This window comes from Methylosinus trichosporium OB3b, from assembly GCF_002752655.1.
GTDB classification, from domain to species: domain Bacteria; phylum Pseudomonadota; class Alphaproteobacteria; order Rhizobiales; family Beijerinckiaceae; genus Methylosinus; species Methylosinus trichosporium.
This window is the reverse complement of the sequence record NZ_CP023737.1, coordinates 3984291-4009701: the sequence shown is the minus strand read 5'-3', so window position 1 is coordinate 4009701 and position 25411 is coordinate 3984291. Positions and strand designations below refer to the sequence as shown.

At 66.8% G+C, this 25411-nt stretch carries 21 protein-coding genes; 8 read left to right on the top strand and 13 right to left on the bottom strand.

Annotated elements, in window-relative coordinates; translation table 11 throughout:
- Positions 1-82: 82 nt before the first annotated feature.
- Complete coding sequence (locus CQW49_RS18975; RefSeq protein WP_024749489.1) at positions 83-2293, bottom strand: O-linked N-acetylglucosamine transferase, SPINDLY family protein; 2211 nt, start codon at positions 2291-2293, stop codon at positions 83-85.
- A 285-nt stretch (positions 2294-2578) separates the two neighbouring features.
- Here CQW49_RS18975 and CQW49_RS18970 point away from each other — a divergent pair, with 285 nt between their 5' ends.
- Together CQW49_RS18970 and CQW49_RS18965 are read left to right on the top strand one after the other, a co-directional pair.
- Positions 2579-3172 carry a hypothetical protein gene (locus CQW49_RS18970; RefSeq protein WP_003612993.1) on the top strand — a complete coding sequence of 198 codons (594 nt, stop codon included), beginning with the start codon at positions 2579-2581 and terminating at the stop codon, positions 3170-3172.
- Between the two features lie 22 nt (positions 3173-3194).
- A complete protein-coding gene (locus CQW49_RS18965) occupies positions 3195-3671 on the top strand; it encodes a CYTH domain-containing protein (RefSeq protein ID WP_003612994.1) in 477 nt (158 codons plus the stop codon).
- Positions 3672-3963: 292 nt separating this feature from the next.
- Here CQW49_RS18965 and CQW49_RS18950 read toward each other — a convergent pair whose 3' ends face one another.
- On the bottom strand, positions 3964-5310 hold the full coding sequence (locus tag CQW49_RS18950) for a glycosyltransferase (protein ID WP_003612995.1): 1347 nt from the start codon (positions 5308-5310) through the stop codon (positions 3964-3966).
- A gap of 472 nt (positions 5311-5782) precedes the next feature.
- On the opposite strand from CQW49_RS18950, the gene CQW49_RS18945 reads away from it, so the two are divergent.
- On the top strand, positions 5783-6733 hold the full coding sequence (locus CQW49_RS18945) for an IS110 family RNA-guided transposase (RefSeq protein WP_003616302.1): 951 nt from the start codon (positions 5783-5785) through the stop codon (positions 6731-6733).
- Positions 6734-6781: 48 nt separating this feature from the next.
- On the opposite strand, the gene clpB is transcribed toward CQW49_RS18945, so the two are convergent.
- The 4 genes from clpB to htpG all read right to left on the bottom strand — a co-directional run bounded on the left by clpB (position 6782) and on the right by htpG (position 14542).
- Positions 6782-9397: an ATP-dependent chaperone ClpB gene (gene clpB / locus CQW49_RS18940; protein WP_003613314.1), complete on the bottom strand. Its 2616-nt coding sequence runs from the start codon at positions 9395-9397 to the stop codon at positions 6782-6784.
- 570 nt (positions 9398-9967) lie between these two features.
- Positions 9968-10924 (bottom strand): DUF4167 domain-containing protein, encoded by a 957-nt coding sequence (locus CQW49_RS18935; protein WP_003613315.1) that lies wholly within the window; start codon positions 10922-10924, stop codon positions 9968-9970.
- 736 nt (positions 10925-11660) lie between these two features.
- A complete protein-coding gene (gene prmC, locus CQW49_RS18925) occupies positions 11661-12575 on the bottom strand; it encodes a peptide chain release factor N(5)-glutamine methyltransferase (protein WP_003613317.1) in 915 nt (304 codons plus the stop codon).
- Entirely contained in the window at positions 12575-14542 is a 1968-nt protein-coding gene (htpG, locus tag CQW49_RS18920; RefSeq protein ID WP_003613319.1) for a molecular chaperone HtpG, read from the bottom strand. Before htpG ends, prmC begins: the two co-directional genes overlap by 1 nt.
- Before the next feature lie 444 nt (positions 14543-14986).
- On the opposite strand from htpG, the gene CQW49_RS18915 reads away from it, so the two are divergent.
- A complete protein-coding gene (locus CQW49_RS18915) occupies positions 14987-15400 on the top strand; it encodes a DUF2794 domain-containing protein (RefSeq protein ID WP_003613320.1) in 414 nt (137 codons plus the stop codon).
- Positions 15401-15482: 82 nt separating this feature from the next.
- On the opposite strand, the gene CQW49_RS18910 is transcribed toward CQW49_RS18915, so the two are convergent.
- Together CQW49_RS18910 and CQW49_RS18905 are read right to left on the bottom strand one after the other, a co-directional pair.
- Positions 15483-16298, bottom strand: coding sequence for an outer membrane protein (locus tag CQW49_RS18910; protein WP_003613322.1), 816 nt, complete (start codon positions 16296-16298; stop codon positions 15483-15485).
- 288 nt (positions 16299-16586) lie between these two features.
- Complete coding sequence (locus CQW49_RS18905; protein ID WP_003613325.1) at positions 16587-17897, bottom strand: replication-associated recombination protein A; 1311 nt, start codon at positions 17895-17897, stop codon at positions 16587-16589.
- Positions 17898-18126: 229 nt separating this feature from the next.
- Here CQW49_RS18905 and CQW49_RS18900 point away from each other — a divergent pair, with 229 nt between their 5' ends.
- On the top strand, positions 18127-19005 hold the full coding sequence (locus CQW49_RS18900) for a ParA family protein (RefSeq protein WP_003613328.1): 879 nt from the start codon (positions 18127-18129) through the stop codon (positions 19003-19005).
- Between the two features lie 75 nt (positions 19006-19080).
- On the opposite strand, the gene greA is transcribed toward CQW49_RS18900, so the two are convergent.
- Together greA and acuI are read right to left on the bottom strand one after the other, a co-directional pair.
- Entirely contained in the window at positions 19081-19548 is a 468-nt protein-coding gene (gene greA, locus CQW49_RS18895) for a transcription elongation factor GreA (protein ID WP_003613329.1), read from the bottom strand.
- A gap of 30 nt (positions 19549-19578) precedes the next feature.
- Complete coding sequence (acuI, locus tag CQW49_RS18890) at positions 19579-20565, bottom strand: acrylyl-CoA reductase (NADPH) (protein ID WP_003613332.1); 987 nt, start codon at positions 20563-20565, stop codon at positions 19579-19581.
- 194 nt (positions 20566-20759) lie between these two features.
- On the opposite strand from acuI, the gene CQW49_RS18885 reads away from it, so the two are divergent.
- A complete protein-coding gene (locus CQW49_RS18885) occupies positions 20760-21275 on the top strand; it encodes a Spy/CpxP family protein refolding chaperone (RefSeq protein ID WP_003613333.1) in 516 nt (171 codons plus the stop codon).
- A gap of 93 nt (positions 21276-21368) precedes the next feature.
- Here CQW49_RS18885 and CQW49_RS18880 read toward each other — a convergent pair whose 3' ends face one another.
- Both CQW49_RS18880 and CQW49_RS18875 read right to left on the bottom strand, forming a co-directional pair.
- Complete coding sequence (locus CQW49_RS18880; protein ID WP_003613335.1) at positions 21369-22385, bottom strand: polyprenyl synthetase family protein; 1017 nt, start codon at positions 22383-22385, stop codon at positions 21369-21371.
- Between the two features lie 219 nt (positions 22386-22604).
- Complete coding sequence (locus CQW49_RS18875; RefSeq protein ID WP_003613336.1) at positions 22605-22898, bottom strand: YARHG domain-containing protein; 294 nt, start codon at positions 22896-22898, stop codon at positions 22605-22607.
- A gap of 58 nt (positions 22899-22956) precedes the next feature.
- Here CQW49_RS18875 and CQW49_RS18870 point away from each other — a divergent pair, with 58 nt between their 5' ends.
- Together CQW49_RS18870 and CQW49_RS18865 are read left to right on the top strand one after the other, a co-directional pair.
- Positions 22957-23760, top strand: coding sequence for a tRNA1(Val) (adenine(37)-N6)-methyltransferase (locus tag CQW49_RS18870; RefSeq protein WP_003613337.1), 804 nt, complete (start codon positions 22957-22959; stop codon positions 23758-23760).
- Between the two features lie 71 nt (positions 23761-23831).
- On the top strand, positions 23832-24152 hold the full coding sequence (locus CQW49_RS18865) for a hypothetical protein (RefSeq protein ID WP_003613339.1): 321 nt from the start codon (positions 23832-23834) through the stop codon (positions 24150-24152).
- A gap of 60 nt (positions 24153-24212) precedes the next feature.
- Here CQW49_RS18865 and hemW read toward each other — a convergent pair whose 3' ends face one another.
- On the bottom strand, positions 24213-25382 hold the full coding sequence (gene hemW, locus CQW49_RS18860; RefSeq protein ID WP_003613340.1) for a radical SAM family heme chaperone HemW: 1170 nt from the start codon (positions 25380-25382) through the stop codon (positions 24213-24215).
- Positions 25383-25411: the final 29 nt, after the last annotated feature.

Genomic DNA, 25411 nt, shown 5'->3' with positions numbered 1-25411 from the left:
TCTCGGCAGGTCTCGCCGAACATATAGGCGCCGACGCGGGCTTATCCATATTCGGCGGCGAAGAAGGCGAGCGTGGCCTTCATCACCCGCCGCGCGCCGCACGCTCGAGAAAATCCTCGAGCGCGCGGATATAGTCCGGGTCCTCGAAGGCTCTCCACTTGTTCTCGGCCATGAAGCGCGCGAGCGCCTCGCGCTTTTCGCCGTCGCGTCCGAGCGCGATGGCGATCTCGACATAATCGTCGAGCGAGGCGGCGATCGTCTGCGCGCAGCCGATGCGCTCGAGGATCGCCGCCGTGTGGCGCCCGCGCATGAAGCGCCCTGGAAGCGTGACGATCGGGCGATCCGCCGACAGGCAATCGAGCGTCGAGCGCCCGCCCGACCAGCCCGGCGTGTCGAGGATGACATCGCAGGCGCGCGCCGCGGCGACGAACATGTCCTGCGGCATTTGCGGCAGGATCACGCAATGATCGTCGGCGTCGAGCCCCATGGCGGCGAAGGCGCGGCGAAGACGCTCGCGAAAGGCGCGCGTCACCTCGTCGCTCTTGGCGAAAGCGATGAACAGAAACTTGCACGGGCCGAGCGCCGCGGCGATGCGCGGGAACACGACATCGTAGCGCGGATGATATTTGTAGAGCGCCTGCCCGGACCAGAACAGCGGAACGCCGGGCGCGATCCCGAGCGCGGCGCGATCGAGCGTCGTCGCCGACACCGGATCGGGCGAATAATGCAGGCCGAGATGGGGCAGACGGACCAGCCGCTCCGTGTAGAAGGCCTCGGCTCCGTCCGGCTCCATCAATTCGCTCGACAGGAAATAATCCATCGTCGGCATGCCGCTCGTCTCCGGCTGGCCCCAGGCCATGCATTGCACGGGCGCGAGGCGCTGGGCGGCGAGCCATCCGGCGGTCGGATCCATGCCGATTTCGGGATAGAGCAGCACATGCGGCGCAGCGTCGATGATCGCCTCCCGCCACGCCTGCGGCGTCGCCGGCTCGCGCGGGAAGCAGTCGCATTGCGCCGCGGCGCGCCGCGTCTCCGCGTCCTCGATCTTGCCGGTGTGGAAGCCGATCACCTCGAAGCGGACGCGATCGAGATGCGCGAGCCAGCTATCGAGAAAAAGGCGAAACACCGTGTGGCGGCAAAAGAAGCCGCTGACGATTCCGATCCGGATGCGCTCGCCCGGCGCCGGCCGCGCCGCGAGCGGCGCCGGCGGCAAGGCGCGCGCGAGCAGCCCGCAGGCGAGTTCGCCATAGAGGCGCTGCAGAGCAATATCGTCCTCGCCCTGATAAGGCAGGAAGAACGGCTGCGTCGTCGCCAGCGCCGGCGCCAACGTCGCGACCGCCTGCTCGTCCTGCGCCGAGGCGGCGAGGCGCGCCAGCGCCTCGGAATAGCGCGCGCGTCGCGTCGCGACCTCGCTCTCGTCGTCATAGAGGATCGGCAGCTCGGCCATGCAGGCGGCGATGCGCGCCGCGCCATGGCGCGGATCGGCGGCCGCCGCCCCCACGTGATGCGCGACCGCCTTGTCGGCGTCGCCGGCGAGATGCAGCAGGCAGCCGAGATTGTAGAACGCGTCGGCGTGGCGCGGATCGAGGGCGAGGGCGCGCTGATAGCAGGCGAGGGCGTCGGCGAAGCTGCCGAGCTCCTGCAAGGCCGCCGCGAGATTGTTCCAATAGCTCGGCTCGCCGGGCGCGAGCCGCGCCGCCTCGGCGAGCCGCTCCACGGCCTCGGCGAAGCGGCCGCGCCGCATCAGCCAACGGCCGTAATTGCCCTGCGCCGCGACGAACCCCGGCGCGAGCCGCACAGCGTTGGCGAAGGCCTCCTCGGCCTCGCGCGCCGGGCCGACCTCGGCGAGCAGATTGGCCAGATTGTACCAAATCTCCGCCCGCTCGGGCGCGCAATCGGCGGCGCTGCGATAGTGCAGGATCGCCTCCTCGCGCTGGCCGAGCTCGTCGAGCATGGTCGCGAGATTGCAGCGCAGCTCGCCCGAACGCGGACGCAGGGCGACCGCCGCGCGCGCTTCACGCAGCGCGTCCTCATGGCGACCGAGCGCGCGAAAGGCGGTCGCGAGGCTGTTGTGATGCACGGCGGCGCCCGGCGTCAGCGCCATCGCGCGGCCGATCAGCTCCGCCCCGGTCAGCGCGTCGCCGCGCTCGACGCGAACGAGGCCGAGCAGATGCAAAGCCTCGGCATGAGACGGCTCGGCGCCGAGAATGGCGCGATAGAGCGTCTCCGCTTCATCCAGCCGCCCGGCCTCATGCCGCGCGCGGGCGTCCCTGAAGGCGGCGTCGATCGTCATCGGGACGGCATTCGTGTGATTTGCAACGACCTTCGTCTCCCCTCGCCTCTCGGTTCGGGCCACTCCGCCCGCGCCCGCGACTCGCATTGTTCCAACGAGCACTGTGTCGCGCGCATATTTCTGGAAAACTCTCCCCATATTTCCAAAACGTGAACCCACGCGCATCCTTTTTCGAGGCCGGCGCGCTAAATCCACAATGCGGAACTGTCTCGCTGTTGCGTGCTCGGTCGGATCGGGCGCGCATTTTAGCGACCGCTCCTCTGCGCCCGAGGATGGGAGGCCCGCGTGAGCGATGCCGCGAGCGACGAACCGCGCTGGGAGTGGCGCATCTTCGGCGCCGATCTCGCGCTCCTTGAAGCGCAGCTCGGCTACCCGCTCGACGCGCCGCATCGCAGCGACGAGATTTATCTCGTCAATTCGGCGACGCCGCACAGCGCGAAGATTCGCGACGGCGCGCTCGAGGTGAAGCGATTGCTGCGCGTCGACGGCGATGGGCTGGAATTGTGGCGTCCCGCCTTTCGCGCCGAATTTCCGTTCTCGGCGGATCAGCTCGCGCGCGCCGCCGCCGCTCTCGCTCTCCCCTCTCCGCCGCTGCGCGCGCAAACCTATGAGCGCGGCGATTTTTTCTCGGAGATCGTCGCGCGGTGCCGCGCGCTGCGGCCCATCGCCGTCCGCAAGTCACGCCGGCGCTACGCCTTCCGCGGCTGCGCCGCCGAAGCCGTGCGGGTGCAGATCGGCGCCGTTCCACTCTGCAGCGTCGCCGTCGAGAGCGCCGACGCGGCGCGACTGCGCGAAGCTCTGCGCGCGCTCGGCGCCGATGCGCGGCTCAATGTCAATTTTCCCAAAGGGGTCGAGCGCGCCGCGGCGCTGGCCGCCTGAACGCGCGCGAAAGGAAGAGAGAATGGCTCTGGAAATCGAACGCAAATTCCTCGTCGACCGCGATCTCTGGCGGCCGCGCCATGACGGAACCTTCTATCGCCAGGGCTATTTGTCACGCGCCGAGGACCGCGTCGTGAGAGTGCGCGCCCTCGCCGGCCGCGCCGCCTTTTTGACCATCAAGGGACGCAGCGCCGGCCTCAGCCGCATCGAGCTCGAATATCCGATCCCGGTCGAGGACGCGGAGCTGATGCTCGATCGTCTGTGCGAGCGCCCGCTGATCGAGAAGACCCGCTATGAGGAGACCGTCGGCGGCCGGCTGTGGACCGTCGACGTGTTCCAGGGCGAGAATGACGGGCTGATCCTCGCCGAGATCGAATTGTCGTCGGAGAGCGAGAGCTTCGAGCGCCCGGCCTGGCTCGGCCGCGAGGTCTCGGACGATCCGCGCTATTTCAATTCCGAGCTGTCGAAGCAACCCTTCGGCTATTGGAAGACGCCGTGACGGCGCGCGTCGAGGATTGGTGAATTTCGTGAGCGCCAGAACGGCGCTGAGAATGACGAGCGTCTGAAAGCCGATCGTCCCGAACTGCCATTTGACGATCTCGGCTTTGGTCGCCTCGAGCTCCGCTTCGGCGAGGCCCCCGCAGCAGCGCGAGACCGGCCTTGGTCGCCAGTTCCTGGCTGGTCGCCTCGGCGAAGGCTTCCGCCTGCGCGTGCAAAACTCCCGTAGCCTCGAGCTTCTCGACGAATTTCAGCGTATCGAATGCGCCGGCGGCGCTCATGAACGGTCCTCGTCAGACGCGACCGCAATATGGCGCAGCTGCGCTTTCACATTCAGCGTGATCAAGTCCGAGAGCGTCTTCCGCCCAATTTGCGACCGCTTCGACCCCCTGTTCCGCGCGCATGGACAGAGCAAAGTCCCGCGCCGCGCATATATAGCCGTCATCGCAAAGCTCGGCGAGGGCGCGCGTGGCGCTTTGCAGATCGTAGCTGGAGAGCTTCAGAGCCTGGCCGAGACGCAGACGCGCGATACGTTCGCCATGGTCCGGCTGGTCGCCGAAGAATGGAACGATCAATTGCGGCTTTCCGGATCGCAAGGCCTGGGCGGTCGTTCCAATTCCGCCGTGATGCACGACGCATGCGGCGAAAGGAAAGAGTTCGTCATGCGGCGCCTCGCAGCAGACGAATTCGTCCGCACCGACGGCGGCCGAAAGCCGCTCGGCGTCTTTGGGACCGGCGAGCAAGACTGCGCGTCGTCGAAGGGCGCGGGCAGCGTCGATGCTGACGTCATAGAAATTGCCCGAGACCTGCGGAGCGAACGACCCCAAGGTGAAGACGATGGGCGCACTCCCCGAGGACAGAAACCTTCGCAAAGCTTCGTCGAGTCCGCGCCGGCGCTCGTCTCGCGGTTCATAGAAGGGAAAGCCCGGTATCTCCATATTGGCCGGCCCATCCGTCGGGCGCGGCGCAAAACGGGGAGAATAGAGACCGAAGATTTTCGACGCGCTGTTCTTCCGGCCGAAGTCGAGGAAGAAATCCTCGCGCGAACGCGGCAGGCCGAGCTTTGTGCGAAAGGCGTGGAAACGCTTCATCCGCATGTTCACGCCCGTCCGTATGACGAAGCGGACCATTTCATTGAACGTGATCGCCCACCGCGACCTCGGTCGAAGAATGTAGGGCGCCGGCGGAGTCAGTGACGGCGCAGCAGCGGACTGCACATATAATGGCGCGAGGGCGACTCTCGCAGTCGGAAGACCGAGACGCTCCGCGGCCAAATTCGCGCCGACGAGCAGATTATGCGTCACGATGGCGTCCGCTCCCTCCGCCGCGACCAGAGCATCCTCATAGGTTGCGGCGAGGAAGCGAAGATAGATTTCGTCCAAGATGAAATAGGGATTCTTCAACATGATCCGGAAAGCGCCGGCGAGATCGACGCCGAGCGCCTGGACAATGTCGTTCTCGTGCGGCCGCAAGCGCGCATAGGCGATCCCTTCGCGCTCGATCGATCCCCTATGCATCTCAGGCGCCGCGATGACGACATCGAGCCCGCGCCGACGCAGCGCATGAGCGATGGCGATGAACGGATAGATGTCGCCGAGCGTGCCGAAGGTCGCCAGCAAAATCCGCTTGCCGTGCCGCATATGCCGTTCCTGAAAATCGAATGCACTTCACGGCGCGCGCCGAATGGTCACTTCTACACGGCTCGGCTTTCAATGGAAATGGAAACAGAACCCCCGCTGGATGTGTCGCCGACGGAAAGCGGTGGCGATCCCCGATGTGAGTCGACGGAAGCCGGGGCCGTCATTGCGAGCGGAGCGAAGCAATCCAGAGCCGCGGGGCGGCCCCTGGATTGCTTCGTCGCTTCGCTCCTCGCAATTGTCTGATGGCGAGATGTTAATGAAGGGCCGTCCCGCGTGAGCGGGATGCCTCGGGCCGGGTGGCCACCCGGCCCGAGGCGCGGACCGTCAGACCGTCTCGCAATTGGGCGCGACGTCCGTCGTCATCATGGTCGGCGGTCCGCTTTCCTTTGAAACGCTTGATGAGTTGCATGGGCCTCTGCGTCGAAAGGCGAACGCCCGAAGACAATCATAAGCTCCTTCAGGATAGCCCCGAATGTCCATCTCCACCACCGCCCCTCGTATCATCGGTTGCGACGTCGGCAAGGCCCGCATCGAGATTTTCGTCAGCCGCGATCAGAGCCGCAAATCCATCGCCAATGATCCCGTCGCCCTCGCCGAATGGACGGCGACCCTCGATCCCGACTGCCTGGTCGTCTGCGAGGCCACCGGTGGTTATGAGGCCGCTCTCCTCGCCGCCCTCCTCGCGGCCGGCGTCCCGGCCCACCGCGCCGACGCCAGAAAAGTGAAGGCCTTTATCCGATCCTTGGGCGTCCACGGGAAAACCGACGCCCTCGACGCCCGCGCTCTCGCCCGCTACGGCCAGGAGCGTCATCTCCAGCTCGCCCGCTGGCAGGCGCCCGACAAAACCCGCGGAAAGTTGCAGGCGTTGGCGCTCACGCGACGCGATCTCGTCGTCCAGCGCACCGCTTTCTCAAACCGCGCGCAGGCCCCTGGAGCCGAGCCGGTGCAGAGCTATTTGAAAGCGCTTCTCGACTGTCTCGATGCTCAGATCGCGGCGATCGACGCCGACATCGCCGCTCTGATCGAGGCGCATGACGAGCTGCGCCGCTCCGAAAAAGCCTTGCGCCGCGTGGCCGGTCTCGGAGCAAAGACCGCCGCCGCCTTGCTCGCCCTCATGCCCGAGCTCGGCTCTTGTGATCGGCGACGCGCCGCCTCTCTCGCCGGCCTCGCTCCCCATCCGCGACAGAGCGGTGAAAAAGACGCCTACCGCCGCATGACCGGCGGCAGGCCGGAGGTCAAGCGCGTGCTGTTCATGGCCGCTATGTCAGCCGCAAGGCATAATCCTGCCTTGCGCGACGTCTACAAGAGGCTTCTCGCAAACGGCAAAAAACCCATTGTCGCCCTTTCCGCAATTATGCGAAAAATCATCGTCATCGCCAACGCAAAGCTGAGGGACCTCAAAATGACCCCTCAACTGAGTTGATGACGCCGCCCCCAACGTTGCGGTTTCTCGTGACGAAGTAGAATTAACTCACGCCGCCTTTTCGGCGCGCAAGCCGCGCCTTCCGATGGGCCGGCCATTCAGCGTCAGCCCTTGGCTGTCGGTCGACACACGCACGGTGGAGCCGTCGACGATGTCGCCGGCGAGCAGCGCCTCCGCGAGCGGGTCCTGCAACTCCTTCTGGATCACGCGCTTCAGTGGCCGCGCGCCATAGGCCGGATCATAGCCCTTGGCGGCGAGCACGGCCCGCGCCTTCTCGTCGAGCTGCAGGACGATCTTGCGATCGTCGAGCAGCTTTTGCAGCCGCTCGAGCTGAATGTCGACGATCGCGCCCATATCCTCGCGCCGCAGGCGATGGAACAGAACGATCTCGTCGACGCGGTTCAGGAACTCGGGCCGGAAATGCGCGCGCACCACCTGCATCACTTCATCATGCACGGCGGTCGAATCCTCGCCCTCCTGCTGCATCACCAGGAACTCGGAACCAAGGTTCGACGTCATGATGATCAGCGTGTTCTTGAAGTCCACCGTGCGGCCCTGGCCGTCGGTCAGGCGGCCGTCGTCCAGCACCTGCAAGAGCACGTTGAACACATCCGGATGCGCTTTCTCGATCTCGTCGAACAGCACGACCTGATAGGGCCGGCGCCGCACCGCCTCAGTGAGCGCGCCGCCTTCCTCATAACCGACATAGCCGGGAGGCGCGCCGATCAGCCGCGCGACCGAATGCTTCTCCATATATTCCGACATATCGAGACGAACCATCGCCGTCTCGTCGTCGAAGAGGAAGCTCGCGAGCGCCTTGGTCAGCTCGGTCTTGCCGACGCCCGTCGGCCCGAGAAAAATGAAGGAGCCGATCGGACGATTGGGATCCTGCAATCCGGCGCGGGCGCGGCGCACCGCCGTCGAGACGGCGGCGACCGCCTCCTTCTGCCCGACGACGCGGCGCGCCAGCTCGTCCTCCATCAACAGCAGCTTCTCGCGCTCGCCCTCGAGCATCTTGTCGACTGGAATGCCGGTCCAGCGCGAGACGACCTGCGCGACATGCTCGGGCGTCACCTCCTCCTCGAGCATTTTCTGCGCGCCTTCCTTCTCGCTCGAGGCGAGCTTGCGCTCGAGATCGGGAATGACGCCATAGGTGAGCTCGCCGGCGCGCTGGAACTCGCCGCGGCGCTGAGCCTGCGCCAGCTCGTTGCGCGCCGTCTCCAACTGCTCCTTATATTTTTGCGCCTGGCCGAGCTTGTCCTTTTCGGATTTCCAGCGCTGCGTCAGCGCGGCCGATTTTTCGCTCAACTCGGCGAGCTCGGTCTCCAATTTCGCGAGCCGGTCCTTCGACGCGGCGTCCGTCTCCTTGCGCAGCGCCTCCTGCTCGATGCGCAGCTGAATGATGCGGCGATCGAGCTCGTCCAGCTCCTCGGGCTTGGAATCGATCTGCATGCGCAGGCGCGAGCCCGCCTCGTCGACGAGGTCGATGGCCTTATCGGGCAGGAAGCGATCGGAGATGTAGCGATTGGAGAGCGTCGCCGCCGCGACGATGGCGCCGTCGGTGACGCGCACGCCATGGTGCATCTCATATTTCTCTTTCAGCCCGCGCAGAATGGAGATCGTGTCCTCGACCGTCGGCTCGTTGACGAACACCGGCTGGAAACGTCGCGCCAGCGCTGCGTCCTTCTCCACATGCTTGCGATATTCGTCGAGCGTGGTCGCGCCGACGCAATGCAATTCGCCGCGCGCCAATGCCGGCTTCAGCAGATTGGACGCGTCCATCGCGCCATCGGCCTTGCCGGCGCCGACCAGCGTGTGCATCTCGTCGATGAACAGAATGATTCCGCCCTGCGCAGCGGTGATCTCGCTCAGCACCGCCTTCAAGCGCTCTTCGAACTCGCCGCGATATTTCGCGCCGGCGATCAGCGCGCCCATGTCGAGCGCCAGCAACTTCTTGTCCTCGAGCGATTCCGGCACGTCGCCATTGACGATGCGCAACGCCAGACCTTCGACGATCGCCGTCTTGCCGACGCCGGGCTCGCCGATCAACACCGGATTGTTCTTGGTGCGCCGCGACAGCACCTGAATGGTGCGGCGAATCTCCTCGTCGCGGCCGATGACGGGATCGAGCTTGCCCTCGCGCGCCGCCTCGGTGAGATCGCGCGCATATTTCTTCAGCGCGTCATAGGCGCTCTCGGCCGAGGAGGAATCGGCGGTGCGGCCCTTGCGCAGATCCTCGATCGTGGCGCTCAGCGTCTGCGGCGTCACGCCGGACTCGCTCAGAATGCGCGCCGCCTCGGTTCCCTTCTCGAGCGCGATGGCGAGCAACAGGCGCTCGACCGTGACATAGGAATCGCCGGCCTTCTGTGCGATCTTCTCGGCATTGTCGAAGAGCCGCGCCGTCGCTTGTGCGAGCTGCGGCTGTCCGGCGCCGCCGCCCGAGACTTTCGGCAGCTTGGCGAGCGCGGCTTCCGTCTTCGCCAGCGCCTCGCGCGAGCGTCCGCCCGCGCGGTCGATCAGCCCTGCGGAAAGGCCCTGCTCGTCGTCGAGCAGCACTTTGAGCACATGCTCGGGCTGCAGCTGCGGATTGCCCTCGCGCGTCGCCAGCGACAGCGCCGCCTGCACGAAGCCCTGGGCGCGCGTCGTATATTTGTCGAAATTCATATGACCCCTCCGACCGGCGAGACGCCGCGAATCGGCGCGCCTCCCCGTCACATATGGCGTGAAACCGGCCCCTCTCGGCGACCGCTGGAGGCCGATATGGGAAGGCGCGTCGGCGCCGGAAAGAGGGTGCGACGAACTGGAGCGCGAGGTTTTTGCGCATCGTTCGAGCAGATTGCGGAAAGCGAGCCTCGAGGCTCGCCTCGAGAGGCGTCACGGAAATGCTTCGCGCATGCCGATGACCGAACTGGCGATCGTCGTCGCCCTGATCCTGGTGAATGGCGCGCGCCATGGCCGAGCGCGCCTCAGCGCGCGTCCCGAGGCGTCGAGCAGGAACACGACCTGCGCCCCGCGCCGATCGTCCCCGATTCGGCCGATGCGCTCGATGTGGCGCGCTGGCCCTCGACGAATTCGAGCGCTTCCAGGGGATCGTGACCGACGCCGATATTCTCGAGGCGATCGCCGGCGGCTTCGGCACGGCGGAAGCTATCAGACGGCCGCCAGCGCGCTTGTAGACAAGGACGCCGACCCTCTCTCCGCAAGCGGGGAGAGGGTCGGCGTCGCCGTCGAATATCAATCGCCGAGCGGCAGCTCGCCGGTTTGCGTCGCCGGCTCGTCGCCGGTCGACACCGCGACATTGCCATTCGCCTCCTCGGCGCCCGCGCGCGGACGACGGCGGCGACGCGAGTTCAGATGAAAGCCGGCGGCGGCCTCCTCATGCTCGCGCACGGCGGTGCGCTCGGCGCGCGCAAAAGTATCGGCGGGCTCGTCGGCGCCCGCGGCGCGGATCGGCGTCGGCGCCGTGATGAAGGAGGGCAGACCCGCAGGCTGCTCGTCGGCGACCGGCGCCGGCTGCGGCCGCGGCTGAAAGCGGCGATTGTCCCGATTGTCCCGATTGTCGCGATTACGATCGAAGCGCTCGCCGCCCGCATCGGCGTTGCGCTCGCCGCCGCGATCGCGATCGTTGCGGCCGCTGCGGTCGCGGAAGTTGCGGTCCTGGCGTGGCTGGCGTTCGTAGCGGGGCGGAGCCTCGCCGCCGCCGATCGGGCGCTCCTCGAAAGGCTGAGGCTGCTGACCGAATTGCGGCGGCGGATTGAAATGCGGCTGCTGCGCGGGCGGCTGCTGCTGCTGATAGGGGGCCGGCGCATAAGGCTGCGGCTGATAGGCGACCGGCTGCGGCAGCCGCTCCGAGAGCGGCGCGAACCGGTCCTGCGCTCCGCCGAGATCGTCGTCGTCATCCACATCGGCTTCCGACTCGAAGGAGCGTCCGAAGCCATTCGGCTGCTGCGCCGCCTGAGCCGCGGCGATGAGGCGGAAATAATGCTCGGCGTGCTGCAGCAGGCTCTCGGCCATGATCGTATCGCTGGACGACTGCGCATCACGCGCGAGCTGCAGATATTTCTCGGCGATATGCTGCGCCGTTCCGCGAATCTTCACATCGGGGCCATTCGACTCGTAGGACCGCGTCAGGGGGTTGGGCCCCTTGCGATTGCTGCGGCCGCGGATACGCTTGTTCTGTCCAGGTCTCATCGAATATCCTCGAGAAGGTCCGTCGCTGTTCTGCATGGGCGTCGCCGTTTCATCCCGTCATGTCGGTAGAGCGCAAATACGCGACCGCTGATTACGCGACCGCAAAATCACGCGACCGGACGCACGCTTGGACGTGGTCGCGCGAGGAGGCCATCGGCGGCTTCATTCGCTCGCGTCTCGCCGCGCGAGCGCGCCCCCGGAGAGCGATCACGCGAAGACGCAGCGCAATGCGCGCCCGCGCCTCGTCGCAATCCCCTGGCGAGCGCCGGCTGCAACGCCGGCGTTTGAGTCCGTTTCGAGACGAAAACGCTTCCCGCCCGTTCGAGACGAACTCTTGCGAGCTTGCGCCGCGTCCATTGACGCGGACTGCGGCTCCCTCGACGCCGCGACGCTCGCGCGGCGTTCTGCGTCTGTCGAGAAGCCCGTCCGGCTCCACTCCGCCGCCTGAACGCGCTGCACTTCAGATCAGCTCGATTCGGAGCCTCGACCGCCCTGTTCAGACCAGAGCCGGGATTCTCGACGATCGAGCCGCTTGTTCCGTTAAGGGCGCTTCCGAGTTGATCTGCGCTCCGGCGAGTGACGAGCGATTCGCATTGCGTCTCGTCCCGTGAAATCGGCGTTCAATCGAGAAGGACTATAATCTAGCCCCCTCCTCCCGCCAAGCGAGAGATCGCGCCCTCGCGCATTTAAATAGGGAGTGTAGCGAATTTGTCACGTCCCCCGCTCGCGCTTTTCGTCACCGCGCGCGGAATTCGCGATCCTCCCACCGGCTTCGGTCTCGGCGGCGCGCGGCGACGGCGCGCTCGCAACCAGCAAAATCCTCGCGAATTTCGGCGATCTCGAGGCCGGCCGCTTCGAGCAACGCGGCGATCGACGCCGCCTGCCCCGCTCCCGCCTCCAGCACCGCGAGCGCGTGCGGCGCCAATATGCGCGGCAGATCGGCGATGATCTCACGATAACATGCGAGTCCGTCCGCGCCGCCGTCGAGCGCGAGCGAGGGATCGTGAAGCCTCACCTCGGGCGCGAGCGTCGCGATCTCGCCGCTCGCGACATAGGGCGGATTCGACACGACGAGATCGAAACGCGTCTCGAGCGCCTGCGCCCATCGCCCACGCAGGATGGTCGCGCGCGCGGCGATGCCGCAACGCGCGATATTGACGGAAGCGGCCGCGCAAGCCTCTCCCGAAAGATCGACGCCGACTGCGCGCGCCTGCGGCAGCTCGGACAAGAGCGCGCAGGTGATCGCGCCCGAGCCGACGCCGAGATCGAGAATTGTGAGCGCATCGTTTCGACGCTCGCGCAACAGATCGAGCGCCAGCGCGACGAGCGTCTCGGTGTCGGCGCGCGGATCGAGCACATCGGGCGCGACGACGAGGTCCTGCGTCCAAAATCCGCGCGCGCCCAGGATGCGCGTCACCGGCTCGCGCGCGGCGCGCCGGCGTGCGAAATCATCGAGCCGGCGTTGCACGCACGGCGAGAGACGCGCATGCGGCTCGAGCAGAAGATCGGCGGCCGTCATCTCTCCCGCCGCGAGCAGCAGCGCGCGCGCGTCGCGACGCGGCTCCTCCACGCCATTCTTCTCGAGGAGCGAGGCGACGCGGTCGAGCGCCGCCGCGCGCGTCTCCCCGAGAGCGGGTGAAGCTGCGTCCATCACTCGGTCTTGCACACCGTCTTGGCCAGCAGCGCCGTCACGCGCTTCGCGAAGGCGCCGGCGTCGAGCGGCGCTTCGCCGTCGGCGATGCGCGCCGTGTCGAGCAGCAGCCAGAAGCCGTCCTCGGCGCTGGCGCGATCGGCCTTGGACTTCTTCGCCAGCGCGACGACGACCTCGTGACCCGGATTGATCTCCAGCACCGGCTTGCCGAGCAGACCCTTGCCGCTCTCCGCGAGCATGCGCGCGAGCTGCAGATCGAAGCCGTGATCGGGCGCGACGAGACAGGCCGCGCTCTCGCGCAGACGCGTCGACACGCGCACGTCGTCGACATGCTCGCCGAGCGTCTCCTTCATCATCGCGGTGAGCAGAGCGACCTCGGAAGTCGCTTCCGCCGGCGGCGGCTCGGCGGCGCCTTCGGGAGTCGGAATGGAGTCGATGTCGGCCTTGCCCTGCGTCGCCGATTTGAACGGCTTGCCGTCGAAGCCGAGCGCGCTCGTCACCCAGAAGCTGTCGACCGCCTCGTCGAGCAGCAGCACATCGACGCCCTTGGCGCGAAACGCCTCGAGCTGCGGGCTGGCGGCGAGGCGCTTCTTGTCGTCGCCGGTGATGTAATAGATCGCCGTCTGATTGGGCTTGAGGCTCGCGACATAATCCTTCAACGACAGATCGCCATCGGGATGCAGCAGGCTGGAGAAGCGCGCGATGGCGAAAATCTCGTCGCGCCGCTGCGGATCCTCGTGAAGGCCCTCCTTGATCACCGCCCCGAAATTCTTCCACAAGGACGCGAATTTCTCCGCGTCTTTCGTCGCGAGGTCGGTGAGCTCCTTGACGATGCGCGTGGAGATGGCCTTGCGCATGGCGTCGAGCAGCGGATTATTCTGCACCATCTCGCGCGACACGTTGAGCGGCAGATCGGCGCTGTCGACGACGAGACGCATGAAGCGCAGCCACGGCGGCAGCAGATCGATCTCGCGCGAGATCAGCACGCGGCGCACATAGAGCTTGGTCCGGCTCTTGCGCGCGGGATCGAAGAGATCGTAAGGCCGCGAGCCGGGCGCGAAGGCGAGCACCGTATATTCGATGCGCCCCTCGGCGCGCCAATGCACGGTCAACGCCGGCGCGTCGAACTGTCCCGAGAGCTGCTGATAGAAATCCTCATATTCCTTTTCGGTGATCTCGGATTTGGATCGCGTCCACAGCGCCGAGCCGTCGGTGAGACGGCGCGGCTCCGCGCCCGGCGCCTCGACGAGATCGATCGGAATGGGAATCGCGCCCGAATGCTCGCGCAAAATCTCCTCTATGCGCGAAGGCGCGAGGAACTCGTCCGATTCCGCGTTCAAATGCAGGGTCACGCGCGTTCCCGGATCGGGCGCGTCGGCGAGCGGCAGCGATGAAATCTGAAACGAACCCTTGCCGTCCGAGGTCCAGAGAAACGCGTCGCTCGCGCCGGCCCGGCGCGTCGCCACCTCGACCTTCTCGGCGACCATGAAGGCCGAATAGAAGCCGATGCCGAAACGGCCGATCAGCGAAGCGCTCTTCTCGCCGCCTTTCTTCTCGAGATCGTCGAGAAAGGCGCGCGTGCCGGAGCTGGCGATGGTGCCGAGCGCGGCGACGAGATCCTCGCGCGACATGCCGACGCCATTGTCGGCGACGGTGAGCGTGCGCGCGTCCTTGTCGATGGAGATGGTGACGAGCGGCGCCGCGGCCTTCGCGGCGAGCGCTTCGTCGGACAGCGCGTCATGGCGCAGCTTCTCGATGGCGTCGGCGGCATTGGACACGAGCTCGCGGAGAAAAATATCGCGCTCGGAATAGACCGAGTGAGTCATGAGCTCGAGCAGGCGCGCGACATCGGCCTGAAAACCGTGATCGCTCTTCGTCGCATCGATCGTGGTGGTTTCGTCGTGATCGCTCACGGGGATCGTCTCCAATTTTCGCGCTTCGCCCGTCGTCGCCGCCGCGCGGCGCATGGGCGCGCCAAGTCTTCGTCGATCGGCAATGCCTTCGTCGATCGGCAATGCGCGCTCCCGCCCGGCCGGCCGGCCGGCGCGAGCGGAGCGCGACGCTCATATCGGCGATCGATCCACGAGTTGCAAGGCGGCGGAAGCGCCGAAAACAAGACGGGCCGGCGCGAGCGTCGCTCGGCCGGCCCGTCCATCGCCACGAACTCATACTACTCGAACCGACGCCCTTCCGGGGGGCTGGGGGGCTGACGAATTCCGGAAGACCGCGTTCCGAGCCTGTCGAGGCAATGATCGGAATATTGGTCGCTCCCTTTGGCGCGCAAGGGGCTCGATAGGGGCGAAAATGTGAATTCGTCGCTCCGGCCGAGCCGGGGCGTCGCAGACCCGTCACAAATGCGCTTGCTCTCGCCGCGCGCCCGCGCAATCATGGGGTTCTGAAGAGGGACCGGCATGAACGAGATGGAGACGACGGATCCGAGCGGGCGGCGCGGCCCGTTCGCCGTGGTGGCGGGTCGCGCGAATAATTCGGACAGAAGCGCCCCCTCGCGGCGGGAGGCGCCGCAGGTCGTCTCCTTCGATCGGCGTGAGCTGCGCGTCCTCTTCGATCTATATGGCGCCAAGGTCGCGGCCGGAGAATGGCGGGATTACGCCATTGATTTCTCTCCCGCCAAGGCGGTGTTCTCGATCTTCCGCCGCGCCAGCGAGGCGCCGCTCTATCGCGTCGAGAAAGACCCGGAGCTCGGCCGGCGGCAAGGCGCCTACAGCGTCGTCGCCGCGAGCGGCCTCGTGATGCGCCGCGGCCATGACCTCGCGCGCGTGCTGACAGTGTTGCAGCGCAAGTTCGAGGTGGTGCGCTCCGATTGACGTGCGAAGCGCGGGAAGCAACGCGCAAGAAAAAAGCCCGGCGCAAAGCTCCGGGCTTTTTCGCTGTAGCTGCAAGCGGTGATCAGTATCTCGCGACGACCGGGGCTGGCGGCGCTCCAAACAGATCGAAGTGATAGTTTACGCCAGCGCTGATCGTGTGGAAGCGATTCTGGACGCCGACTTGATTGGCGACGAGGCCCAGAAGCGCGTAGGAGGCGTCGTGACCGCGCTCGAGCTCGGTATAAAGATACTCGACCTTGGCGGACCAGCGCGGCAGGAACGCCCATTCGACGCCGCCGCCGGCCGTCCAGCCGGTGCGCACATCGCTGTTGGAAACAGAGACGGTCACCGGGACGCCCACCGCGCCGCCGGAATAAGTGGCGCGATAGCCGCCATATGCGAAGCCGCCCGTGCCATAGACGAGCAGAGTGGGCGCGACCGCGTAGCCCAAGCGGCCGCGAACGGTGCCGAACCAATCGAGCTGCTGCCGCGCGTTGACGAACGGCGTGTAGCCGAATTGATTTGTCGGGCCGAAGCCGTTCGAATAGCCGTTCACGCCAGCGCCGCGGAAATCTGCTTCGAGGCCGACGACGAAACTGGTTCCCGCAAACTGGCGATTATAGCCGATCTGGCCTCCGCCGAGGACGCCGTCGACCGCGCTCGACGGAAAGGACCAAAAGGCGATCGGAGTTCCTGCGGCGCTCACCGTGCCGGCGATCGACTGCTTCTCGCTCCAACCATAGCCGATATTCAAACCCGCATAGACGCCGGTCCAGGTGAACGCGGGAGCCGGCTCGACAAAAGCGACCGGAGCTTTCGCGGACGGAAGGTCGGCGGCAGAGGCCGACGAGACGGCGAAACCCAGCGTGATCATGCTGAGAGCAGACAGCGTTTTCATAATTCCCTCCATTATCGGAGCGGCGCGACAAGCGAATCAATCAGCCACTCGGCGTTTCATCGATCCGACGCGGAGTACGCCCGGCCAACGGCTACGTCAACGCTCTACAGCCGCGATACTCGCCTTGGGGATGATTTCGCGCCCAGTTGTGGCAATTCTGCTACAGTGAATATTCACATTATTGATTTGAATTCACACCATAACCGAGCGCAGGCGCTCAGGTCGCCCCGCACAGAGACGAGGCAAAAATCTAACCTCCGATCTACTCACGTTTTTTCGAGTGATCTGTCATCGAGGCTTCCGCCGCTCTCGGCGCAGGCGCTCCCAATAGTCCAGCCGCTTGCCGATCTCACGCTCGAAGCCGCGCTCCACCGGCCGGTAGAATGTCTGGCGGCCGAGCTTCTCGGGCCAATAATCCTGGCCGGAAAACGCCTCTGGCTCGTCATGGTCATAGGCGTAGCCATCGCCATAGCCTTCGCCCTTCATCAATTTGGTCGGGGCGTTGAGAATGACCTTGGGCGGCATGAGCGAGCCGGCCGCCGCGGCGACGCGGCGCGCCGCCTTGTAGGCCACATAGCCGGCGTTGGATTTGGGCGCAGTGGCGACATAGATCACCGCCTGGGCCAGCGCCAGTTCGCCCTCGGGGCTGCCGAGAAAATCATAGGCGTCCTTGGCGGCGTTGGCGACGACGAGCGCCTGCGGATCGGCGAGCCCGATATCCTCCACCGCCATGCGCACGATGCGCCGCGCCAAAAACAGCGGGTCCTCGCCCGCGTCGAGCATGCGCGCGAAATAGTAGAGCGCCGCGTCCGGGTCCGAGCCGCGCACGCATTTGTGCAGCGCGCTGATGAGATTGTAATGCCCCTCCTGCGCCTTGTCGTAGAGCGGCGCGCGCCGCTGCACGACCTCGGCGAGCCGCGCGCGGTCGAAGACTTCCCCCTCCCCCGCCGCGCGCCAGATGTCCTCGGCGAGCGTCAGAGCGGCGCGCCCGTCGCCGTCGGCCATGGCGATCAGCGCTGCGCGCGCCTCGGCGTCGAGCGGCAGCGGCCGATTCTCCGTCTGCTCGGCGCGCGCCAAAAGCTTCTCGATCGCCGCGGCGTCCAATCGCTCGAACGTCAGCACGCGCGCGCGAGAGAGAAGCGCGGCGTTGAGCTCGAACGAGGGATTCTCCGTCGTCGCGCCGATCAGCGTGACCGCGCCATCCTCCATCACCGGCAGGAAGGAATCCTGCTGGGCGCGATTGAAGCGATGAATCTCGTCGACGAACAGCAGCGTCCCCTGGCCCACGGCGCGGCGCGCGCGCGCCGCCTCGAAGGTCTTCTTCAAATCGGCGACGCCGGTGAAGATGGCGGAGATCTGAACGAAGGCGAGATCGGTCTCATGGGCGAGCAGGCGCGCCACCGTCGTCTTGCCGGTGCCGGGCGGCCCCCAGAAGATCAGCGAGCCGATCGACCCGGAACGAATCATTCGCGTCAGCGCACCGTCGGGGCCGACGAGGCGCTCCTGGCCGGCCACCTCGTCGAGGCGCCGCGGCCGCAGACGATCGGCGAGCGGATGAGGCGTGTCGCGGCCCGGCGCGGCGGAAAAGAGATCGGTCATGGCGCTATCATAAGCTCCTCGCGCAATTGCGCCGCCCGCCCGCAAGGGCGGCGCCGCGGTCGTTCGTATCCCCGCCCCTTTGCGGAACCTTAACCATGGTCGGAGGCGATTAACTGGGGATTAACCTTTCGCAGGTTAAGAAGAAGCGTTAATATTTCACGATCCTCCCTTGTGTTGCGTGGCGTCCCCGGCTGCGTAGGAGCCCAACTTTCAACACAGGTCAACTCGCATGCGCACCATCGCATTCGTCACGCAAAAGGGCGGAGCCGGAAAGAGCACGCTCGCCAGCAGCATCGCCGTCGCCGCCCGTCGGGCGGGAGAACGCGTTTTCATCATTGATTTGGATCCGCTGCAATCATTGGTCAAATGGTCGCAGGCTCGCGAGGCCGCGGACGTGCCGGTCGAGCATGTGCCGCCCGCCAAGCTCGGCAAGGCGCTCGCCGCGCTCGAGAAGAAGGGCGTGACGCTGGTGGTCATCGACGCGCCCGGCGCCGATTCGGAAAATTCCGACGCCGCCATTCGCGCCGCCGATCTCTGCATCATCCCGGCGCGTCCCAATGTCTTCGATCTGTGGGCGAGCGAGCTCACCCGCGCGAGCATCAAGGACAAGAAGAAAGAATACGCCTTCCTGCTCAATCAATGCCCGCCGGCGCAGCAGAACTCGCGCGTCGAGCAGGGTGTCGCGACTCTGCAGGAGATGGGCGCGCTGCTGACGCCGCTCATCTCCTCGCGCGTCGACTATCAGGAGGCGGCGCGCCTCGGTCTCGGGGTCAGCGAGCTGCATCCCGACGGCGTCGCGGCGCAGGAGATGCGCGACCTGTGGGCGTCGATCAAGAAGCGACTGAAGAAGGGGGCCGCGCCGGCCAAGCCTGTGAAGGCCGAAGCCGAGCCCGAGGCGAAAGCCAAGCCCGAGACGAAGGCGCCGGCCAAGGCGGAGGCGAAAGCGACCGTGAAGGCCGCCAAGGTCATCGTCAAGGCGGAGCCGAAGCCGGAGGCCAAGCCCGAGGCGCCGAAGGAGGCCGCCGCGCCGGCCGCCGCCGAGAAGCCCGCCGCCGAGAAACCTGCCGCGAAGCCGCAGGCCAAGCCCGCCGTCAAGAAGGCGGCGTGACCCGACGCCGGCGCGAGCGCGGGCGACGCAATCCAGCTTCCGCCACGCGGCTGATGGATTGCTTCGCTTCCGCGTTCAGGCGATGTCGAGGATCGTCGCGCTGTGGCGTCCGACCTCGGCGCTGTCGCCGACGCTCTTGCCCAGCAGCTCCTTGGCGAGAGGCGCGACATAGGGGATGAGGCCCTTCGACGGATCGGCCTCGTCCTCGCCGACGAGGCGATAGCTCCTGCGCTGACCCTTCTCGTCCTCGACGACGACGCGGTGACCGAAGCGCACCTGCCCCACATCGGCGATGGCGTGAACCAGCTCGGCGCTGGCGCGGCGCGCGTTCCAATAACGCAGATCGCGCGTCACGCGGGCGAGCACATGCTTGTCGTCGCCCTGCTGCGCGGCGTCCAATTCGGACTGCAGCCGCGCGAGCTCGGCCTCGATCTGCGCGAGCCCCTCGGGCGTGACCAGATTGCGGTGCGGGCTGATCGGACGATCCGGCAGCTCCTCGCGCAGCTCGTCGTCGTCCTGCTCTTTCGTGAAAGCTCCGCTCATATTTCCCCCGTGATGCGCGTTCGTTGTTTTTCAACCGATTTCGATCACCAGCCGGCCGCGAATCTTTCCGCTGACGATCGATCGCGCCCGCTCCAGCGCCGCGTCGAAGGGCGCCGTCTCCGTCATCGCCGCGAGCGTTCCCTTGTCGAGGTCGCGCGCGAGACGCTCCCAGGCTCTCCGGCGCAGAGGAATACAGGGCCGCACGCTTTCGACGCCGATCAGCGACACGCCGCGCAGAATGAATGGCGCGACCGTCGCCGGCAGCTCCATGCCCTGCGCATTGCCGCAGGCCGCCACCGCGCCGTCCCACATGGTGCGGGCCAGAACATTGGCGAGCGTGACCGAGCCGACCGTGTCGACGCCCGCGGCGAACTGCTGCTTCTGCAGCGGCTTGCCCGGCGCCGACAATTCGGCGCGATCGATGATCTCGGCGGCGCCCAGAGATTTCAGATAGGCGTTTTCCTCGGGGCGTCCAGTCGATGCGACGACATGCCATCCGAGCCCCGCCAGCAGCGCCACAGCGACCGAGCCGACCCCGCCGGCCGCGCCCGTCACCACCACCGGACCCTTCGCCGGCTCCAGACCGTGGCGCTCCAGCGCCAGCACGCAGAGCATCGACGTGTAGCCGGCGCTGCCGATCGCCATCGCCTGCGCGGCGGTGAGCCCCTCCGGCAGCGGCACGAGCCAATGGCCGCTGACGCGCGCGCGCTCGGCCAGGCCGCCGAGATGGACCTCGCCGAGCCCGCAGCCGCCGGCGATCACCGTGTCGCCGATGCGAAAATCAGGATGCGCCGAGCGTGTCACGCGGCCGGCGAAATCGACGCCTGGGATCATCGGGAAGCGGCGCACCACCGGCGCCTTGCCGGTGACGGCGAGCCCGTCCTTATAGTTGATCGTGCTGTGGGTGACGGCGACGTCGACGTCGCCCTCCATCAAATCGGCCTCGCCGAGCTCGGCATAGGCGGCGCGATAGCCGGCCTCGTCCTTATCGATGCGAATGGCTCGGAAAGCGCTCATTTTCGACTCCCAGATGTCGATTACAAGTCTTGTGGCGATCGTGCAGACAGGAGCGTCACAATAGCGGCGACCTGAAAATTTAGAAATGTTATGAATGCCCTGTTTCCGGCTTGGACATTACCGAACATTAAGTTGATTTTTGGCGCAGGTGAACGAGATTTGTCAGCGTCTCCTCAACAATCCGGTGACAAAACATGAAAAACTATCTTCTCATTACGGCGACTGCGCTCGCTCTCGCCGTCCCGTCCCTCGCGACCAGCGTCTCAGCCGAGCCGCGGATGGGCCATCAGGAAATGACGGCCGAGGATCATGCGGCCTTCCTCGACGCCAAGATCGCAGCGTTGAAAGCCGGCTTGAAGCTGACGCCCGCGCAGGAGAAGAACTGGCCCGCGGTCGAAACCGCGCTGCGCGACATCGGCAAATCGCGCGCCGCGCGCTTCGCCGAGGCGAAGGAGAAGTTCAAGAACATGCAGGAGCATCGCAGCGTCATCGAGGGCCTGCAGTTCCGCTCCAAGGCGCTGGCCGCCCGTTCACAGGAGGCGGAGAAGCTCGCCGACGCCGCCAAGCCGCTCTACGACAGCCTCGACGAATCGCAGAAGCGCCGCTTCTCCCTGCTGCTGCACAAGATCGCGCGCGGTCATATGCATCACTGGGGACATGGCGAGCACGACATGGAGTCGTCGGACCACGACAGCAGCGAGTCGCACTGACGGCTGAATGCGGCGCTCCTCGCCAAGCGCGAGGAGCGCTCCAAGCACTCTGTGTTTGAGCAAACTCTGATCGATCGACGATCGGAAAGCGCTCTAATAAGCGCGCTGCACGCAGAAGTCGACGACCTCGAGCAGCGCGGACTTCCACGGCGAGGCCGGGAAAATCTCCAGAGCGTCGCGGGCGATGGCGCCATAATGGCTCGCGCGCTCGACCGTGTCCTTCAGCGCGTCGTGCTTCTTCATCAAGGCGCAGGCGGTCTCGACGTCGCCGTCGGCGATCTCGCCCTTCTCCAAGGTGCGCCGCCAGAACTCCCGCTCGTTCTCGCTTCCGCGACGGAAGGCGAGGACGACGGGCAGAGTGATCTTGCCCTCGCGGAAGTCGTCGCCGACATTCTTGCCGAGCTTGGCCGACTGGCCCCCGTAATCGAGCGCGTCGTCGATCAGCTGGAAGGCGATGCCGAGATTCATTCCATAGGAGCGGCAGGCCGCCTCGTCGGCCTTGGGACGGCCCGAGAGCATGGGCCCGACCTCCGCCGCCGCGGCGAACAGCTCCGCGGTCTTGGAGCGGATCACCGCCATATAGGCGTCCTCGGTCGTCTGCGTGTCCTTGGCGGAATTGAGCTGCAGGATCTCGCCCTCGGCGATCACCGCCGCCGCCTGCGAGACGACGGAGAGGCAGGGCAGCACGCCGGGCTCCACCATCATCTTGAAGGCGTGGCCGAGCAGGAAGTCGCCGACCAGCACGCAGGTCTCATTGCCCCACAGCATGCGCGCGGCGATCTTGCCGCGGCGCATGTCGCTCTCGTCGACGACATCGTCATGCAGCAGAGTGGCCGTATGCATGAACTCGATGCCGGCGGCGAATTTGATGTGGCCGTCGCCACGATAGCCGCACATGCCGGCGGTGGCGAGCACCAGCATCGGCCGCAGCCTCTTGCCGCCCGCCGATATGAGGTGGTTGGCGACCTCGGGAATGGTCGTCACATCCGACCCGGTGCGCTGCAGGATCAACTGATTGACGCGCTGCAGATCGGGGCCGATGAGCGCGAGCAGACTGTCGAGGCCGGCGGCTTTCTCTTCTCTTTCTTCCAGCGGAATGACGATACCCACGTAGCCCCCTCGCCTGCTTTCTTTAGATTGCGACGGGAACTTAAGGCTTTGCGAGGCGTGCGGCAAGCCGGCCCCTGTCCGGGACGGCCGACCGCGGAAAATGCGGGGGCGGCCGCCCGGCCCAGCCTGCGCCGTCCCCCATCCGCAGCGCGAGCCGTCGGCAGGCGATAGGAGACCGTGACGTCGACGCGCGCGTAGGCGTGACCGCGGCCGACGCCCTCAGCAGCCGTTCGCGCGCTCCAACCGGCGAATGCGCTGCACCTCGCGGCTCTCGGCGCCGCTCAGCCGGCCATAGGGCGGCGAGCAGCCTTCGCCGAAGGTCGCGCGGCCGCGATCGGTGGTGAAGCAATGGCCGGCGCGCGCGTAGATCGCGTTGCGCTGCCGCCAGAGCTGCTCGCAGGAGAACCCGCGCGCCGGCTGCGCGCCCGCCGGCGTCGGCGCGCCGATCGCCGCAACGCCGGACAGAACCGCCGCCGCGGCGACGAGCCGAACGATATCGCTGGTGGATGTCATATCGGGTTCTCCCTGTTTGCGTTCGCATGTGACCGACGCTTGTCGGACCGGCGGCGCTATGACATTTTCGCAGCCGATGAACGTCCACCGAGCGACGAACGTTCCGCCGAGCTCGGAGCAGCCCGCGCCGACGCACGACCTTTTTCTCGCGGGACGGCTGCGCCTGCGGCAGACGCCGCGCGGCCATCGGGCGGGAACCGACGCCGTGCTGCTCGCCGCGGCCGTCACGGCCGAGCGCCGCGGCCTCGTGATCGATGCGGGCGCCGGAACCGGCGCCGTCGGCCTCGCCGCGGCGCTGCGCGCGGCCACGGCGGAGGTCGCGCTGGTCGAGATCGATCCCGAGGCGGCGGCGCTCGCCCGCGCCAACATCGCCGAAAATGACGCGACGCGCGTGCGGCTCTGTGAAGCCGATCTCCTCTCGCCCGCCTCCCGCCGCGCCGCCGGGATCGTCGACGAGGCCGCCGATCTCGTCCTCACCAATCCGCCGTTTCTCGATCCCGCCCGCTCGCGCGTCTCGCCCGATCCGCGGCGGGCGCTCGCCCATGTCGCCGCCGGCGGGCTCGAGCCCTGGCTGCGCGCCTGCCTCGCTCTGCTGCGGCCCGGCGGCGAGCTGGCGCTGATCCATCGCGCCGACGCGCTAACGGACTGCCTCGCGGGACTCGGCGCAAGGCTGGGCGGCTTGCGCATCCTGCCGGTCGCCCCGCGCGCGGGAGAGCCGGCGACCCGCATTCTGCTGCGCGGCGTCAAAGGCTCCAAGGCGCCGCTGGCGCTGCTGGCGCCGCTCGTGCTGCACGAGGCGGACGGCGCCTTCACGCGCGAGGCCGAGGCGCTCGCACGTGGCGACGGCTCCCTGCCCTGGTGACGCAAAAAGCTGTGGGAACGCGGCTCGGACCGAGCTAATGATTCTCTCTCCACCGACGGGAGAAGAGATCAATGACCGCGCTCCGCGCCGCCGCCGCGCTGATCGGCCTCGCCTGCCTTATCGCCCCTCACGCGCCGCGCGCGCAGGAGGACGCCGACCAATCCGATCTGCCGCCCTATTCGGCCTTCCGCCGCTCGCTGCTGGCGGAGGGATGGACGCCGGACGCCAATTACGGCCTCAAGGTCGCCTCCGGCAAGCCGCTCTATCGCTTTCCCGAAGTGCTATGCGGCCCGCAGATCTGCCATGCGCGCTGGCTCGCGCGCGGGGGTGGCGAGAAGATCGTCACGCTGCGGCGCGGCGGCCTTTCCGACGAATATCGCGTCGCGCGTTAGCATCTTTCGCCGACTCTCGACCCTGCGCTCCTTCTCCCGCGCGCGGGAGGAGGGAGCGCCTCAGGCGGCGAGATCGGCGACCACGGCGTCGAGCACCGGAAAGCCTTCGGAGCTGACCCGCAGGCGATTGTCGCGCGTCAGCTCGACGAGCCCGTCGCCGACCAGCTCCGAGACCCGCGATTGCGACAGCTTCTTGCCGGTGAGCGCGAAGAACCGGCCGGGGTCGATGCCTTCGCGCAGGCGCAGGCCCATCAGCAGGAACTCGTCGCCCTCCTGCTCGGCGGAGAGCAGTTCGTCCTCGACGAGGCCGTGCCCCTCCGATTCGACGACGGTGAGCCACATTTCCGGATGGCGCTCGGTCGCCTGAGCGCGGCGGCCGCGCGGCGTGATCAGCCGGCCATGGGCGCCGGGACCGACGCCGGCATATTCCCCATAGCGCCAATAGACGAGATTGTGCCGGCACTCGCCGCCCGGCCGGGCGTGGTTGGAGACCTCATAGGCCGGCAGTCCGGCGCGCGCCGTCATCTCCTGGGTCACGTCCCACAGCGCGCGTTGCGTGTCGGTGTCGGGAACCTCGAGCTTGCCGGCCTCGTACATCCGCTCGAACATGGTCTCGGGCTCGATCGTCAGCTGATAGAGCGAGACATGCTCGGTGACGCGGGCGAGCGCCAGCTCCAGCTCCTTGCGCCAGGCGGCGGGAGTCTGCTGCGGGCGGGCGTAGATGAGATCGAAGGAGGTGCGCTCGAACACCTTATTGGCGACGTCGAGCGCCGCCAGCGCCTCCGCCACCGTATGCTGGCGGCCGAGCGCGCGCAGCTCGATGTCGTTGAGCGCTTGCACGCCGAGCGAGACGCGATTGACGCCGGCGGCCTTGAAGCTGCGGAAGCGCGACGCCTCGACGCTGGTGGGATTGGCTTCGAGCGTGACCTCGACATCCGGTGCGAGCGGCCAGCAATCGCCGATCTCGCGCAATATGGCCTCGACCGTCGAGGCGGACATCAGCGAGGGCGTGCCGCCGCCGAAGAACACCGAACGCGTCTCGCGTCCCGGCGCGAGCGCGGCCCTGTGCCTCAACTCCGTGCGGAAGGCGTCGACGAAGCGATCTTCATCGACCTCGCCCTTGCGGACGTGGCTGTTGAAGTCGCAATAGGGGCATTTCGACAGGCAGAACGGCCAATGCACATAGACGCCGAAGCCGGGGTCGAACGCGTTTCGAATCGTCGCAGCCATGAAACCCTTATGCCATGACGGGCCGAGAA